Below are 15,243 nucleotides of genomic sequence, written 5' to 3'. Positions count from 1 at the left end.
GGTGCTTAACCATGAGCTGGCCGGCGTAAACCCGTAGTGTTCGGGTTTACGTGCATCTTGAATAAGCCGGTTCGCTCATAACACCCTTCTAAGCCTCTCTGGACTTTTTTAAAAGGTGGTACTATGCTACATCGTTCTTTTGCTCAGTTTTTTTTCAGTTTCCATTTCAAACATGTCTTCTTCTAGTTCTGGACGTCCAGGAAGCACTAGGTTAAGGATGACACCAATCAGGGCTGCTAAAGCCATACCATGGATTTCGAAGTTTTCATTCAGCTTAATGAATGCTCCGCCAATCCCGATTACAAGGATGACCGATGAGACAACCAGGTTGCGCGTGTTGCCAAAATCGATTTTGCTGTCCACAAGCATTCTCAAGCCTGATGAAGCGATGATCCCGAACAGCAGGATGGAGACGCCGCCCATAACCGGTGTTGGGATTGAGCTGATCAATGCCGTAATTTTACCGATGAATCCAAATACCGTCGCGATGATGGCTGCGCCAAGCAGGACATATACGCTGTACACTCTGGTAATCGCTAGGACTCCGATGTTTTCGCCATAAGTCGTCTTTGGCGGTCCGCCGATCAAACCGGAAATCATTGTCGCCATACCATCACCCATGATGGAGCGGTGAAGACCCGGTTCTTTTATATAATCTCTGCCGACAACTTTGCTTAGTACAAGCTGGTGGCCGATATGCTCGGACAATGTGACGATTGCGACCGGAACCATCAGCATGACGATTTCCCAGCTGATGCTTACATTATAATGAACGAATGGGATGATAAAGTCAGGCATCTCAAAAACGTTCGCTTCTCTTACTCCACTTAAATCCACGATGCCAATTGCCATTGAGTATAGATAACCGACAATGATGCCTGCAAGGATCGGGATCATGCTGAGCATGCCCTTTCCGTAAATCGAGAAGACGATTGTAGCTGCCAGCGTTACCAGAGCTGCCGAGAAGTGAATCAAGCTGTACTCAGTAGTGCCTGGGACATTCATTGCCATGCTGACCGCTGTGCCAGCTAGTGAGAGACCGATGACAATGATGACTGGGCCGACTACGACTGGTGGCAGCAAGCGCATGATCCAGCGGTAGCCTGCCTTTTTAATGATCAAGGCGACAACTCCATATACAAGTCCTGCCAGGAAAGTTCCGATCATCGCCGCACCTGGACCCCCGCCTGCTTTAGCGGCAATGACTGGTGCGATGAAAGCGAAGGATGAACCAAGATAGGCTGGAACCTGGAATTTTGTGATGATCAGGAAGGCGATCGTTCCAAGTCCGCTGGAAATCAAAGCGATTGCCGGGCTTAAGCCGACCAGGTAAGGTACAAGGATTGTCGCGCCGAACATGGCGAATAAGTGCTGAAGGCTAAGTGTGAACCATTGGAATGGTGATGGTACATCTTTTATGTCTAGGATTGGTTTGTTCATGTTTATTCCCCTCTCTCTTTGTATAAAAAAACCCTCTTTGCCAGTAGATACAAAGAGGGTATGGGTCTAAAAAAACCCGCACAAAGCCATCAGCCATGTGTTCCCCCTTTTCAGCCTCTCTGGACTGCATTTAAAAGGGCATTATTTATTTTTCAAAAATGCTTACGCGTTCTTCTTCATCTACTTCCTGAAGCTCGACGACGATTCTTTCCGAGCTTGATGTCGGTATGTTCTTCCCTACAAAGTCTGCCCTGATCGGCAGCTCCCTGTGGCCTCTGTCGACCAGCACTGCAAGCTGGATTGTCGCCGGACGGCCAATATCGATCAAAGCATCCATACCAGCGCGTACTGTCCTGCCTGTATAGAGGACATCATCCACCAGGATCACCTTTTTATTCGAAATGTCGACCGGAATATCCGAACCTTTTACTTCAGGCTCCTGGTCATTCGTCTTCTTTGTCAGGTCATCGCGATATAATGTAATGTCGAGCTCACCTACCGCGATTTCTGCGCCTTCAATCTCGCGGATTCTTTCGGCAAGCCTCTTCGCGATATAAATTCCTCTCGTACGGATCCCGACTAGGACACAATCTTCAATTCCCTTGTTTCTTTCAATGATTTCATGGGCAATCCTCGTCAGTGCCCTGCGGATTCCCTGGTTGTCGAGCACGACCGCTTTTTCTGCCATTTGTTTTCACTCCTTCTCTATTTACGATTGAAAACGGAAATACATTCGCAAAAAAACCCTCTTGTCTGTTTAGGCAAGAGGGTAAACGTGTAGTATTAATATGCAGCAGGGCATATCAAATGCCTGTTGCAAATCCGTTTCCTTCTCAGCCTCACGGGACTGTCTTTAAAGGACTTATTAAACTATAGTCATCTTAAAATAGATGTTGAACTTTGTCAACGATTTTCTCTTAAATCGTCTAAAAGCTTTACGAAATACTCAGGCATTGGTGCTTCAAACTCCAGATACTCGCCTGTCCTTGGATGCTCAAAGCCAAGAAGCCCGGCATGCAATGCTTGTCCGCCAAGATCGAGCGTTTTTTTCGGACCGTATTTCGGATCTCCTGCCAAAGGATAACCAATATATTTCATATGCACACGAATTTGGTGTGTCCTGCCTGTTTCAAGCTGGCACTCAACAAAGGTAAAATCCTTAAACCGTTCGAGAACATTAAAATGCGTGACAGCATGTTTGCCATTATCAACCACTGTCATGCTCTGGCGGTCTTTTTGATCCCGCCCGAGCGGTGCATCGATCGTTCCATGATCATGGTGGATATTTCCATGAACGAGCGCCTTGTATTTGCGAGTAACACTTTTCGCTACAAGCTGGTTTACCAGGCTTTCATGTGCCATATCATTCTTCGCCACCATCAGGAGCCCGGATGTGTCTTTATCAATCCTATGGACGATTCCCGGGCGAAGCACACCATTAATGCCTGATAAGTCCTTGCAATGTGCCATCAGCCCGTTAACAAGCGTCCCAGTCATATGTCCAGGCGCGGGGTGGACAACCATTCCCTTAGGCTTGTTCACAACAAGGACATCTGCGTCCTCATAAAAAATCTCAAGATCCATTTCCTCAGGAATGACATCCAGTACTTCGGGATCAGGGATGCTGATTTCAAGCTTGTCATCCAAACTGCATTTATAATTTGTTTTGATTTGTGCACCATTTACAAGAACGTTTCCATCCTTGATCCATTGCTGTACCTGGCTCCTCGACCAATCAGCGTCGAGTGTCGAAACTACTTTATCTATTCTGTCACCAGCCTGTTCCTCACTGATGATGTGTTCCATTTTCTCCATAAGCTTTTCTTTTCGCCTCTCTCTCTTCCCTGATCATGTCAATCATCAGCAATCCTACACCGATCACCAGCGCAGAATCCGCGATATTGAAGATAGGGAAATCGTATCCAAAAATATAGGTGTTGATGAAATCCACCACTTCTTTTCGGTATACCCTGTCGATGAAATTCCCAATCGCCCCGCCCAGCATAAAACCAAGCGAAACACCCAGCAAAAGCTTGCCTTTTGCGGCTTTTTGAATATAAATGACAAGGCCAATAATAACTATCACAGTGATGACATAAAAGAACCACATTTGCCCCTGAAGGATTCCCCACGCAGCACCGCGGTTTCGGTGCGAAGTGATATATAAGAAATTCTCTATGACCTTTATGCTCTCACCAAGCTCCATGTTTTTGACAATAAACCATTTAGTAACCTGGTCAAGCAAGATAACAAACAGTGCAATTATGTAATAAAACACAAAGGTAACCTCCACATCCACAGCAATTCATTACCTTTGCATTTTAGCACATATGTGATTAAAACGACAGATTTTATAAGTTTTAGTGATGTTTCTGACTTCGAAAGGTGGTAAAACACTTACTAACAGAGAAATTTCTATTATGTAAGTGGTTTTGGGTGATGAGTATAACATGTATTGAAGTGTCCAAATTGTTTATTGGCGAAAAAATATTTTTATTGGCGATTTTCGATTTTTATTGGCGATAATTTTATTTTATTGGCGATAATGTGCTGCTTATTGGCGAAAATCGATTTTTATTGGCGACTTGGAAATTTTCAATATTGTTTTCCAATAAATCCAATCTTTACCTTTAAAAGAAATCTTGGAGATCATATTTCAACTCCTCCGCCATTCCGGATTGGCATGAAAACTCACGAATAAATAGGTTTCCGGTAGTATTGCTCAATATCGTCCAGTTCGACAGCAGATCTTGCTGTTGGGATGGTCTGCAAAAACTCATATGGCAAGTATTCTCCGGATATTTCACATTTCCCGTACTCGCCATTTTCCATTTTTTTCAGTGCTGCTTCGATATCGCGAAGCTCATCTTTAATATAATGTAAAATCCTTTCGTCTCTCTGTCCGTAATTCAGGTACGTTAACAATTCTGTTTTCGTTTCGCGGAGCTCATTGTAAATGTAATCAAGATTACTTTCCATATATCTGCCCCCGTTCCTGTTTACAGCTATTATTTCCCGTAACTTTTTACTGACTCAGTTAAAGTTTTTACATGTACTGCAGGATTTCCCAAGCATAGAAAAAACTCCGGGCATAAACCCGGAGTCTCATTTTAGCGTATTAGTAATTTTCTTTGACTACAGTTGCACATCGCTCACAAAGTGTTGGATGTTCTTCGACTTTACCGACCTCTGGTGTAACGACCCAGCATCTTTCACATGTCTCACCTTCAGCCTTTGTAACAACAATCGCAGTGTTTTCAAGCTTGATTGCGTTGTCAGGGGCCTGGGCGTAGCTTCCAGCCACTTCGAAGCCTGAAACAATGAACAGTTGGCTAAAGTTTTCAGAGATTGAATCCAGAAGCTCTTTTGTGCTGTCATTGACATATAGAGATACCTTAGCTGTCAGCGATTTGCCGATCACTTTTGAGTTTCTCGCTTCTTCAAGTGCCTTGAGGACATCATCACGCAGCTTCATGAACGCATTCCATTTATTTTCAAGCGCTTCTGCATTTTCGATTTCCTTCGCTTCAGGCATATCTGTCAGCTGGACGCTGTCTTCTTTAGTTGAAGGAATGAATCCCCAAACCTCATCAGCAGTATGAGAAAGGATTGGTGCAGTCAGCTTAACCAATGCAAGCAGGCTTTCGTGCAATACGGTCTGGATTGCGCGGCGATCAGAATGATCTGCTGCTTCGATGTAAAGGACATCCTTTGCAAAATCAAGATAAAACGCACTCAAGTCAAGCGTACAGAAGTTATTGACCGCATGGTAGACACCTGCGAACTCATAATTGTCATATGCATTGCGCACATATTTGATCAGTTTGTTCAGCTTCACAAGCATGAACTGATCAACTTCACGTAGCTGTTCGAATGGAACTGCATCTGTTTCAGGATTGAAATCAGAAAGATTACCAAGCAAGAACCTGAATGTGTTGCGAATTTTACGGTATACTTCAGCAACCTGTTTAAGGATCGCATCAGAAACACGTACATCGGATTGATAATCGACGGAAGCAACCCATAGACGGAGGATATCTGCACCCAACTGGTTCATGACCTTTGCAGGAACGACAACGTTGCCGATTGACTTACTCATCTTGCGGCCTTCGCCATCAAGTGCGAAACCATGGCTCAGTACACCTTTATAAGGAGCTTTTCCTGTTACCGCCACTGCTGTTGATAATGATGAGTTGAACCAGCCGCGATATTGGTCAGAACCTTCTAGATAAAGGTCTGCCGGACGCTGAAGATCATCACGCTCTACAAGTACTGCCTGGTGTGATGAACCTGAGTCGAACCAAACGTCCATGATGTCTGTTTCTTTTGTAAACTGTCCATTAGGGCTGCCAGGATGGCTGAAGCCTTCAGGGAGCAATTCTTTCGCTTCTTTTTCAAACCAGATATTGGATCCATGCTCACGGAAAAGGTTTGAAACATGTTGTATTGTTTCATCGGTGATGATTTCCTGGCCGTTCTCAGCGTAGAATACCGGAATCGGAACGCCCCATGCACGCTGACGGGAAATACACCAATCACCACGGTCACGGACCATATTGAATAGTCTCGTTTCGCCCCAGGCCGGAACCCATTTTGTTTCTTCAACCGCTTTTAGCAATTCTCCGCGGAAATCCTTGATGGACGCAAACCACTGTGCTGTTGCACGGAAGATGACAGGTTTCTTTGTTCTCCAGTCATGCGGATAGGAGTGAGTGATAAAGCTTAGCTTCAGTAAGGCACCTGCTTCTTCCAGCTTTTCTGTGATTGGCTTGTTTGCCTGATCATAGAATAAACCTTCGAAGCCTTCAGCTTCAGCTGTCATTACACCTTTGTCATCAACAGGGCATAAAACTTCAAGACCATACTTCTGGCCAACATGGAAGTCATCTTCACCGTGTCCAGGTGCAGTGTGGACACATCCTGTACCAGCATCGGTCGTTACATGGTCACCTAGCATGACAAGGGAATCGCGACCGTATAATGGATGCTTGGCAAGAACACCTTCAAGTTCTTTACCAACAACTTTCTTAAGTGTCGAAGCATTTTCCCAGCCGATTTCGTTCGTAACAGCCTCAAGCAGTTCTTCGGCCACAAGGAATTTTCTTCCGTCAGCTTCTACTACAACATAAGTCAAATCAGGATGTACGGAGATTCCAAGGTTAGCTGGGATCGTCCATGGAGTAGTCGTCCAGATGACGATTTCAATATCCTGGTCTAGAACTCCTTTGCCGTCTTTTACAGGGAAGCCAACGTAGATGGAAGCTGAACGCTTATCCTGATACTCAATTTCAGCTTCTGCAAGTGCAGATTCACTTGATGGAGACCAGTAAACAGGCTTCTTGCCTTTATAGATGTATCCCTTTTTCGCCATTTCTCCGAATACTTTGATTTGCTGTGCTTCATATTCTGGCTTCAAAGTGATATATGGGTTTTCCCAGTCACCGCGAACGCCCAAGCGCTTGAACTGTTCACGCTGGTTGTTGATCTGCTCGTAGGCATACTCTTCACAAAGCTTCCTGAATTCAGCGACAGTCATTTCTTTGCGTTTTACACCTTTGTTCGTCAATGCCTGCTCAATAGGCAATCCATGAGTGTCCCAGCCAGGTACATATGGCGAGCAAAAACCGCTCATTGATTTATAGCGGACGATAAAATCTTTGAGGATCTTATTCAATGCGTGACCCATATGGATATCACCGTTTGCATACGGAGGTCCATCATGCAGGATGAACAGCGGGCGATCTGCCGTGTGTTTTTGAACTTTTTCGTAAATATTCATTTCTTCCCATTTTGCCTGGATTTCAGGTTCCCTGTTCGGCAAATTTCCGCGCATTGGAAACTCGGTCTTTGGCATGAGTAAAGTGTCTTTGTACTCCATTCGATTGATCCTCCTATTTTTACCATTGCAACCATGAAAGAGAACGATTTTGGAAAATAAAAAAAACCTCCTCATCCCTGAAAAGGGACGAGAAGGTTTATATTCCCGCGGTACCACCCTAAATAGACAAGACATTATCATCCTGTCCTCTTAGCATTCTTAACGCGAATGTCACGCCTGCACTTACTGATCCTTCCTGGATGTTCAGCTCGGAACTATCGGGTGATTTTCTGGCAATCCGCTTGTAATGGGCTCTCACCTTCCCCATTTCGCTGATAAACAAGCAACTGGAACGCCATACTGTCCCTGTCATCGTTTCTTTCATCTATTGCACTTTGTTATGAAATTATATGCGAAACAGCGTGCCTGCGTCAAGCCAGTGAGTCTTCTTCTTCTCTTGCTGTCGCTTTTAATTCTGTTGAATCCAATTCATATTCAAGCAAGTGATCCCAATCATCCGTATTCAGCATATCAAGCTGGGCTTCGATCAACATCTTGAATCTTGTCCTGAATACTTTCGATTGCTTCTTCAGTTCCTCAATTTCGAGTGCGATCTTGCGAGCTTTTGATAATGACTCGTTAATGATCCTGTCAGCGTTCTTTTCCGCTTCCTTGATGATCAGCTTCGCTTCCTTCTGCGCGTTGCGGCGGACTTCTTCTCCTGCTTCCTGCGCAATAACAATTGATTTATTCAATGTTTCTTCAATATTTGTAAAATGGCCAAGCCTTGAATTCATCTCATTCAGCTTTTCTTCCATTTCTTTTTTCTCTCGGATAATTAGTTCATAGTCCTTGATCACCTGGTCAAGAAATTCGTTGACTTCATCTTCATCATACCCGCGAAATCCCTTATTAAATTCTTTGTTGTGTATATCTAACGGCGTTAAAGGCATGACGCCACCTCCCATTTAGTTATAATCCTTTATGTACTTAAAGCTATGATTCGACAAATAAACTAAAAATCCTTCTACTATTACTATATAATTATTTTTTCCGTCCAGCAATAACTCGATATTTATCTTTTTTTGTTTTCCCTTCGATTGTGATGATTTTCGCACGGCCATAACCCCGAGCAGAGATGACGTCCCCTTCACCGCATTCAAAGGCTGTGTTTTCAATGGCTGTCCAATTGACTTTAACATGCCCATGCTGGATCAGCAGCTGGGATTTTTGCCTGGATAGATTGAATAGAGCGGACATGACAGTATCAAGTCGCATTGAGGAAACAGTAGTCGTCACTTCATTCCATTCTTCAGCAATGCCCACCGCTTTTTCAAGCGGGAGTTCTGACAAGCCAATCGATGCTCTGCCGATTGATTCTAATTGAAGCCTTATGTAATCAGCTATTTCCTCAGCAGCAAAAAATTGCACGGTATCTCCTTCAATCAGGATATCTCCGAATTTCCCACGCTTCAAACCGAGTGACATCAGGCTGCCCAAAACTTGACGGTGTTCAATATTCACAAATTTCTTTGCATAATCAATCCCAAAAAGCTTTACCTGGAAATCCTCATCTTTAGCTTCCAGGTACTCTGGAAAAAGAAATGCCCTTTTTCTTTCGGTCCCTGGAGCACCGCCAAACAGCTCCCATTTCACATCATGATGCTTGCCGATGACTGTTGCAAGGATCTGCTGTTCACGCGGATCCAAAAAATCAGTTAGTTTCGGAGCATAATTTTGCTCAACATATTCTTTCCAGTTAATCACCTGATCGATAAATTCCCGTTCCTCTGGACGGAAATGCTGGTAAATACTCATTACTGTACTCCTTTTTGTTGACTCGATATAAGAAAAGCGGAAGCGCCTTGGTCAGCCCCGACAAGCGCTGGAGGGCGTGACAGTGAAGTCGTTCTTTGACTTCATTGGCAGGACCGAAGCGTCTCGAGGGGCTAGGCGCTGGAGCTGGACAATTCTCTAAGTTGAAATGATATAAAATCTGAAATTATAAAATAAACAGGGCCTGATTCAGACCCTGCAAGAGATAAGAATGATCCTTATTAAAACCATGCTGCCAGCTGATACAAGCCAGAGACAGCAAAACGCAATACAAGGAATGCAACGATTGGTGAAATATCAATCATGCCGATTGAAGGAACAATCCTTCGGAAAGGCTCCAGGAAAGGTTCGCAAATCCGCGCTAAAAATTGTCCGATTGCCGTTTCCCTGGCGTTAGGGAACCATGACATGAAAATATAAATAATCAGGGCCCACTGATAAAGATTGACTAGCTGAGCAATTATGCCTATTACTAAATCCATTTAATCTACCACCTCGACTCTTGGTAATCCCGCTCCTGCATCAGCTCAGAAATATTCCCTGTGACTTCTACATTATCCGGGGTACATAAGAATATATTCATGCCGATCCGCTGGATATCACCGCTGATCGCATAAACTGTTCCACTGAGGAAATCGACAATACGCCTTGCCTGATCCTGTTCAATGCGCTGCAGATTCACAACGACCGCCCGCCGATTTTTCAAATGGTCGGCAATTTCCTGTGCTTCTGCATACATCCTTGGCTCCATCAGGATCACCTTGGATGATTTTTGCACACTCTGCAGGCTTACCACATTCTGCTTTTGCTGGACAGGCTGTTTATTGGGCTTGAAGGGTTCAGCTTCTTCCTCGAGCATTTCCTCATCATTATAGTCATATTCATCTTCCAGGAAAAAAAATGTCTTAATTTTTGATTTTAAGCTCATATTATTGCACCTCCGATTCGTTCCCTACCAATGCAGTGCCAATGCGCACCATTGTGGATCCTTCTTCAACAGCTATTTTGAAATCATTTGACATTCCCATTGACAATTCATCACATGGTGCATTTTCCAGTTGCAGCGATTGTATTTCTGCTTGGAGCTTTTTCATTGTCCTGAAGCAATCCCTGATCACCTGCTCGTCTTCAGTGAATGGTGCCATTGTCATCAATCCGCTTACTTCAATATTTGGATACTGCTTCAATTCATGAACAAAACCAGTAACATCATCAGGTCTCAATCCATGCTTGCTCTCTTCACCGGATGCATTGACCTGAATCAGGCACCGCACTTTCGAATCGGAGCGCTTGTTTATTTCCTTTGCAAGCGACAGCCTGTCCAATGAATGGATATATGTAACATGTTCGATGATATTTTTTACTTTTCTCGTTTGCAGTGTCCCAATGAAATGCCATACAGGCTTGTCCTCTAAGTGGTCTATTTTATGAAGCAGTCCTTCTTCCCGGTTTTCACCAAGATGGATGACACCGGCATCTATGGCCTCCTGTGCCCGTTCGGGTGAGACATACTTAGTAACCGCTATAATCTTGATTTCTTCCGGATCCCGCCCGGCTTTCTTGCAGACATCTGCTATTTGATTCTGGATAACCTCCAGATTATCTCTGACTTTCATTATGGATGGCTATCCTCCTTCCAGCCGATATAAGCCATCATTCGCCCAGCATTTCCCTTATCCCGCCTATGCGAATAGAAATGCTTACTATGGCAGCTTGTGCAATAATCGGTAACCTGTATATTCCCGTCTGCCACACCTGCTTTTAACAGGATCTGTCGGTTCAATTCCTTTAAATCGAGAGAATATTGGCCTTCACTAACTTGATTATATGGTAATATATCGACACCATCTAGTATATTTTTCACTAAATTGATGACTCTCTCATCAACAATATAACATTTTTTGCATATTGATGGGCCAATAATGGCAGAAATTTTTTCTATTTTTGCTCCATTTTGCTGAAATTTGCTGACCATCCCGGCTGCAATGCCATGCACAGTGCCCTTCCATCCAGCATGAGCGACGCCAATCAGCCTGCTCTCCGGTTCAATAAAATAAAGAGGTACACAGTCAGCGTAACAAAGTGTCAAGAGGATTCCCTGCTCGTTTGTCAAAAAGCCATCCGTTCCTGCAAACGAAGAATCATAAGACGTTGATCCTTTTCCTTGATCTGCTTTTTCAATCCTGGCAATGTTGATATCATGAGTTTGTTCTGCTTCAACCCAACTGGAGAGAGGGAATGCGATTTGATCCGCCAGGAGGCGACGATTTTCGCAAACCGCATTCTGTTCGTCTCCAACATGAAAACCGAAATTCAGGCCTGTGAAAGCATCCTGCTTGCTCACACCGCCATTCTTTGTAGTGAACCCCGCTTCAAGTCCAGGATAACGTTCCATCCACTCTTTTATGACAAAGTATTCCTGGCTTTTTAAGATGAATGGCTCCATGGCTTTTTACCTCACATGTTTTTTGTCTAGTTTATCACATACAAGCCGCAGTACAACAGTTTGACGGCCTTACTCATCACTTTCATTATGCTGCAGATACTCCCCGCTGTCTTTATATCGGACCAAGATGACGTCCTCGCCTATTTTCAGGATATTCCTCCAGGGAATGACAACCTCTTCTTCCTTTCCGAAGAATCCAAGCACCTTACCGGAACTTCCAATGACAACTGCTTCAATTTTACCGGTATTCAAATTTATCTCAAAATCCTCTATATTGCCAAGCCTCTTGCCATCCGAAACATTCACGACATCTTTAACTTGAAATTCTGTTACCTTAACCATACAGATCCCTCCGGATTTCACTTTGGTAGGTGTTAGCCCTTATAAATTATATGATGGGGATACAGATGTATGATTTCTTCAGTCAATCCTGCTGTTCAAGAAAGTGCCATGTTGTGGACTATATCCTCTCTGTGGCAGTAGAAATGAAAAAGCTGCCCAAATAGGCAGCTTAACTTTGAATATTCTTATTCATTTGCTTGATCGCCGCTTTTTCGAGTCGGGACACCTGGGCTTGTGAGATGCCAATCTCATCAGCGACCTCCATTTGCGTTTTACCCTGGAAGAATCTCTTCCTTAAGATCAATTTTTCACGCTCATTCAGGCGTCTCATCCCTTCTTTCAGGGCGATCTCCTCTATCCAGTTACTATCCTTATTCCTTTCATCACTTAGCTGGTCCATCACATAGATAGGATCACCGCCGTCATTATAAATCGGCTCGAACAAGGAAACTGGATCCTGGATGGCATCAAGGGCGAAGACAATTTCTTCGTGCGGCACTTCAAGCACCTTTGCAATTTCTTCTGCAGTCGGTTCCCTGGACGCCTCACTCATAAGCTTCTCTCGGACTTGCAGGGCCTTGTAGGCTATATCCCTTAACGATCGGGAGACTCTAATTGGATTATTATCTCTTAAATACCTTCTGATTTCACCAATGATCATTGGGACAGCATAGGTTGAAAACTTAACATTCTGTCCGAGATCGAAATTATCAATGGACTTCATAAGGCCAATACATCCGACCTGAAAAAGGTCGTCAACAAACTCGCCCCGGTTGTTAAAACGCTGGATCACACTTAAAACAAGCCTTAGGTTGCCATTCACAAGCTTCTCTCTTGCTGTAATGTCACCACTTTGCATTTCTCTGAAAAGTTTTCTCATTTCCTCGTTTTTTAGAACGGGAAGCTTTGATGTATCAACACCGCAAATTTCAACTTTGTTTCGTGTCAATCTTTTCCCTCCTCACAGGAGCTGCTGTCAAAAATCAGTATCTCCGCAAGAAGGAAAAATATGCACTATTTACCTGAAGCCTGGACAGGTTTCAGAAAGAATCCCCCAGTAAAACCGCTGATTTATCACGGTTATCAACGATAAAAATATTTTTATTGAAAATTTTTCTGCTATACCATTTTATTGAATTCTTTACGCAAACGTTTAATGATTCTTTTTTCGAGACGTGAAATGTAGGACTGTGAAATACCCAGCATATCCGCGACATCCTTCTGTGTCTTCTCCTCACCGCTGCCCAGCCCGAAACGCAGTTCCATGATCTGCTTTTCTCGGTCAGAAAGCTGTTGCAGCGCTTTGACCAGCAATTTTTTGTCAACATTCGATTCGAGGTCTTTAGTGATAATATCAACATCTGTACCAAGAACATCAGACAAAAGCAGTTCATTTCCATCCCAATCAATATTCAGCGGCTCATCAAAGGATACTTCAGAGCGAAGTTTATTATTCCTGCGCAGATACATGAGGATCTCATTTTCAATACATCTGGATGCATAGGTTGCCAGCTTGATTTTCTTCTCAGGGTTAAAAGTATTCACCGCTTTAATCAATCCGATGGTACCAATACTGATTAAGTCTTCAATATTGATACCTGTGTTTTCGAATTTGCGTGCGATGTAGACAACAAGCCGCAAGTTCCTTTCAATCAGGATCGATCTCGCTGCCTTATCCCCATTTGGAAGTTTGTTCAACAGCACTTCTTCTTCTTCTTTCGTTAAAGGAGGTGGCAACGCTTCGCTACCGCCGATATAATATATTTCATCTGTTTTCAAGCCTAGTTTCATTAATAATTTATACCAGTAATAGGATAACCGAAGCCGCAAATTTTTCATTGATTGTCCTCCTTCTAAATTATGTATTTCTGAGTATAGTAATATTAACTTACCTTCACGCCCTGCTCTGTCTTTGCCATTCCCGCCAGCATTTTAGGGTGAATAATGCAGTGGAAACTGCCATCAGCCGATAATTCTTGTGTCGTAAAGGATATCAATCCTTTCTCAGCAATAAAAGTACCTTCGTTAGTGGCGATCTTAATGCTGTCAGGCTGAAAGGCAATGATTAATTGATGTTCTTGTCCGACTACCTTGCATGGTATGATTCTCATTCGATTTTCCAGTTTAGGCGAAAAATTCCCATCTCCTGTTAAAACGCTGTCAGGGTTTTCCGCAATCCTTCTGATTTCACTTGGCATATGATCCAAACAATTTGCAATGGATAAAATCATGACCGGCATTTTGGAAATAGGATCATAAAGCTGGTTGCCACTGTCGATTAATCCTTTTACGCTGAAATCAATCTCCATGAACCTCACCTCCACATCTGCCAGTGATTCATATTGAATCTTGGTCATTTCGAATTGTTCAATATTCCTCTTCGAAAAATGCCAGGCGAGCGGGAATCCAAGCAATACAAACAGCCAGCTGATTGGATCGCCAAACCCTTTAATATGATTCATGGCAACATTCGATGCCAGGTCCATATCAAACTGGATAAAGTAATGCACTCCTGTTAAAGTTCCTCCCATCAGAAAAGTCGTTACATAAAAGGTCATGAGTGACTTAATGAAGAAACGGAATCTTTTATATCCAAAGGCTGCCAGGACCATCATGATCGAAAAGAACAGCTTCCCTGCCGGGTGACCCGCAGCAGCATGTAAAGGAGTAATCGTTAATATAATGAGCAATGAACCAATTGCCCCTCCCAAAGCCAATCTCCAAATCTTAACCTGCCTTTTCAGGATAATGGCAGTCAGGTACAGAAGGAATGCATCAAATAATAGATTCAAAGCCCAGATGACATCCAGATAGACCTTCACCTCTCATCCTCCTAAGAAAAGCGTAAGCGCCTTGGTCAGCCCCGACAAGCGTTGTAGGGCCGACCAGTGAAGTCGTTCTTTGACTTCATTGGGCGGACCGAAACGTCTCGAGGGCCTAGGCGCTGGAGCTAGACACTAATCTAAGTGTATAAACTCTGTACGCTTATACAGGTACAGAATTTCCTGCCCCGGTGCGCTGAGCGAGATTCCCAGTATTCCGTTTACTACAAAGGGTTCAAACATTCGATTTTTCAAGCGCTGACCCTTTTAAACTGCTGATGGTATCCTAAAATAAACTGGCGCCAAGCAATCACCGCACAAGCACTTTCTAACGGTTTGCTCTTGCTCTATCATTCCGTTACGGAAAAGTATATCGTCATTGGCCTATGAAGTGTGTCACATTCTGGCAACAAAACAACAGAGATTTTCACTTTTACCTTCGGATTTTGTCAATTTTCAGTTTTTTCTTCCAAAGATTAAAATGGGGCCGGTTTTAATAGGATGCTATTGTTTTTCTCAGACAGCCACAAAGAATTTGT

At 43.5% G+C, this 15,243-nt stretch carries 16 protein-coding genes and 1 other annotated feature; all 16 genes read right to left on the bottom strand.

Annotated elements, in window-relative coordinates:
- Nucleotides 1-126: 126 nt before the first annotated feature.
- On the bottom strand, nucleotides 127-1,440 hold the full coding sequence (locus RH061_RS07975) for a solute carrier family 23 protein (protein ID WP_311075214.1): 1,314 nt from the start codon (nucleotides 1,438-1,440) through the stop codon (nucleotides 127-129).
- 145 nt (nucleotides 1,441-1,585) lie between these two features.
- On the bottom strand, nucleotides 1,586-2,128 hold the full coding sequence (pyrR, locus tag RH061_RS07970; protein ID WP_311075213.1) for a bifunctional pyr operon transcriptional regulator/uracil phosphoribosyltransferase PyrR: 543 nt from the start codon (nucleotides 2,126-2,128) through the stop codon (nucleotides 1,586-1,588).
- A gap of 215 nt (nucleotides 2,129-2,343) precedes the next feature.
- Entirely contained in the window at nucleotides 2,344-3,255 is a 912-nt protein-coding gene (locus tag RH061_RS07965) for an RluA family pseudouridine synthase (RefSeq protein WP_311075212.1), read from the bottom strand.
- Complete coding sequence (lspA, locus tag RH061_RS07960; protein ID WP_311075211.1) at nucleotides 3,227-3,718, bottom strand: signal peptidase II; 492 nt, start codon at nucleotides 3,716-3,718, stop codon at nucleotides 3,227-3,229. Before lspA ends, RH061_RS07965 begins: the two co-directional genes overlap by 29 nt.
- Nucleotides 3,719-4,131: 413 nt before the next feature.
- A complete protein-coding gene (locus tag RH061_RS07955) occupies nucleotides 4,132-4,419 on the bottom strand; it encodes a TraR/DksA C4-type zinc finger protein (RefSeq protein WP_311075209.1) in 288 nt (95 codons plus the stop codon).
- A 139-nt stretch (nucleotides 4,420-4,558) separates the two neighbouring features.
- Nucleotides 4,559-7,318, bottom strand: a complete 2,760-nt coding sequence (ileS, locus tag RH061_RS07950; protein WP_311075208.1) for an isoleucine--tRNA ligase — start codon at nucleotides 7,316-7,318, stop codon at nucleotides 4,559-4,561.
- 80 nt (nucleotides 7,319-7,398) lie between these two features.
- Nucleotides 7,399-7,640: a binding site (T-box leader), on the bottom strand.
- Between the two features lie 49 nt (nucleotides 7,641-7,689).
- Nucleotides 7,690-8,211: a DivIVA domain-containing protein gene (locus tag RH061_RS07945; RefSeq protein ID WP_214735926.1), complete on the bottom strand. Its 522-nt coding sequence runs from the start codon at nucleotides 8,209-8,211 to the stop codon at nucleotides 7,690-7,692.
- Between the two features lie 91 nt (nucleotides 8,212-8,302).
- Entirely contained in the window at nucleotides 8,303-9,076 is a 774-nt protein-coding gene (locus tag RH061_RS07940) for a YlmH family RNA-binding protein (protein WP_311075205.1), read from the bottom strand.
- Nucleotides 9,077-9,315: 239 nt separating this feature from the next.
- The gene (locus RH061_RS07935) at nucleotides 9,316-9,576 is read right to left on the bottom strand and encodes a YggT family protein (protein WP_311075204.1); all 261 of its coding nucleotides are present in this window, start codon (nucleotides 9,574-9,576) and stop codon (nucleotides 9,316-9,318) included.
- A gap of 5 nt (nucleotides 9,577-9,581) precedes the next feature.
- On the bottom strand, nucleotides 9,582-10,022 hold the full coding sequence (locus RH061_RS07930) for a cell division protein SepF (RefSeq protein WP_102262124.1): 441 nt from the start codon (nucleotides 10,020-10,022) through the stop codon (nucleotides 9,582-9,584).
- A gap of 1 nt (nucleotide 10,023) precedes the next feature.
- A complete protein-coding gene (locus RH061_RS07925) occupies nucleotides 10,024-10,710 on the bottom strand; it encodes a YggS family pyridoxal phosphate-dependent enzyme (protein WP_311075202.1) in 687 nt (228 codons plus the stop codon).
- Complete coding sequence (gene pgeF, locus RH061_RS07920; protein WP_311075200.1) at nucleotides 10,710-11,540, bottom strand: peptidoglycan editing factor PgeF; 831 nt, start codon at nucleotides 11,538-11,540, stop codon at nucleotides 10,710-10,712. The genes RH061_RS07925 and pgeF overlap by 1 nt, the downstream gene beginning before the upstream one ends.
- Before the next feature lie 69 nt (nucleotides 11,541-11,609).
- Nucleotides 11,610-11,882: a YlmC/YmxH family sporulation protein gene (locus RH061_RS07915; RefSeq protein ID WP_311075198.1), complete on the bottom strand. Its 273-nt coding sequence runs from the start codon at nucleotides 11,880-11,882 to the stop codon at nucleotides 11,610-11,612.
- Between the two features lie 169 nt (nucleotides 11,883-12,051).
- Nucleotides 12,052-12,831, bottom strand: coding sequence for an RNA polymerase sporulation sigma factor SigG (sigG, locus tag RH061_RS07910; RefSeq protein ID WP_311075196.1), 780 nt, complete (start codon nucleotides 12,829-12,831; stop codon nucleotides 12,052-12,054).
- Between the two features lie 170 nt (nucleotides 12,832-13,001).
- Complete coding sequence (gene sigE, locus RH061_RS07905; RefSeq protein ID WP_311075194.1) at nucleotides 13,002-13,721, bottom strand: RNA polymerase sporulation sigma factor SigE; 720 nt, start codon at nucleotides 13,719-13,721, stop codon at nucleotides 13,002-13,004.
- A 44-nt stretch (nucleotides 13,722-13,765) separates the two neighbouring features.
- A complete protein-coding gene (gene spoIIGA / locus RH061_RS07900; protein WP_311075192.1) occupies nucleotides 13,766-14,704 on the bottom strand; it encodes a sigma-E processing peptidase SpoIIGA in 939 nt (312 codons plus the stop codon).
- Between the last annotated feature and the right edge of the window lie 539 nt (nucleotides 14,705-15,243).

The organism is Mesobacillus jeotgali, assembly GCF_031759225.1.
Taxonomy (GTDB): Bacteria; Bacillota; Bacilli; order Bacillales; family Cytobacillaceae; genus Mesobacillus; species Mesobacillus jeotgali_B.
Note: the sequence above shows the minus strand (reverse complement) of the source record. Positions and strands in the feature narration are given on the sequence as shown.

Excerpts from the sequence above, each read along its gene's own strand:
- RH061_RS07975 (WP_311075214.1), bottom strand. The coding sequence starts at position 1,440 with ATGAACAAACCAATCCTAGACATAAAAGATGTACCATCACCATTCCAA.
- pyrR (WP_311075213.1), bottom strand. The coding sequence starts at position 2,128 with ATGGCAGAAAAAGCGGTCGTGCTCGACAACCAGGGAATCCGCAGGGCA.
- RH061_RS07965 (WP_311075212.1), bottom strand. The coding sequence starts at position 3,255 with ATGGAGAAAATGGAACACATCATCAGTGAGGAACAGGCTGGTGACAGA.
- RH061_RS07955 (WP_311075209.1), bottom strand. The coding sequence starts at position 4,419 with ATGGAAAGTAATCTTGATTACATTTACAATGAGCTCCGCGAAACGAAA.
- ileS (WP_311075208.1), bottom strand. The coding sequence starts at position 7,318 with ATGGAGTACAAAGACACTTTACTCATGCCAAAGACCGAGTTTCCAATG.
- RH061_RS07945 (WP_214735926.1), bottom strand. The coding sequence starts at position 8,211 with ATGCCTTTAACGCCGTTAGATATACACAACAAAGAATTTAATAAGGGA.
- RH061_RS07940 (WP_311075205.1), bottom strand. The coding sequence starts at position 9,076 with ATGAGTATTTACCAGCATTTCCGTCCAGAGGAACGGGAATTTATCGAT.
- RH061_RS07935 (WP_311075204.1), bottom strand. The coding sequence starts at position 9,576 with ATGGATTTAGTAATAGGCATAATTGCTCAGCTAGTCAATCTTTATCAG.
- RH061_RS07930 (WP_102262124.1), bottom strand. The coding sequence starts at position 10,022 with ATGAGCTTAAAATCAAAAATTAAGACATTTTTTTTCCTGGAAGATGAA.
- RH061_RS07925 (WP_311075202.1), bottom strand. The coding sequence starts at position 10,710 with ATGAAAGTCAGAGATAATCTGGAGGTTATCCAGAATCAAATAGCAGAT.
- pgeF (WP_311075200.1), bottom strand. The coding sequence starts at position 11,540 with ATGGAGCCATTCATCTTAAAAAGCCAGGAATACTTTGTCATAAAAGAG.
- RH061_RS07915 (WP_311075198.1), bottom strand. The coding sequence starts at position 11,882 with ATGGTTAAGGTAACAGAATTTCAAGTTAAAGATGTCGTGAATGTTTCG.
- sigE (WP_311075194.1), bottom strand. The coding sequence starts at position 13,721 with ATGAAAAATTTGCGGCTTCGGTTATCCTATTACTGGTATAAATTATTA.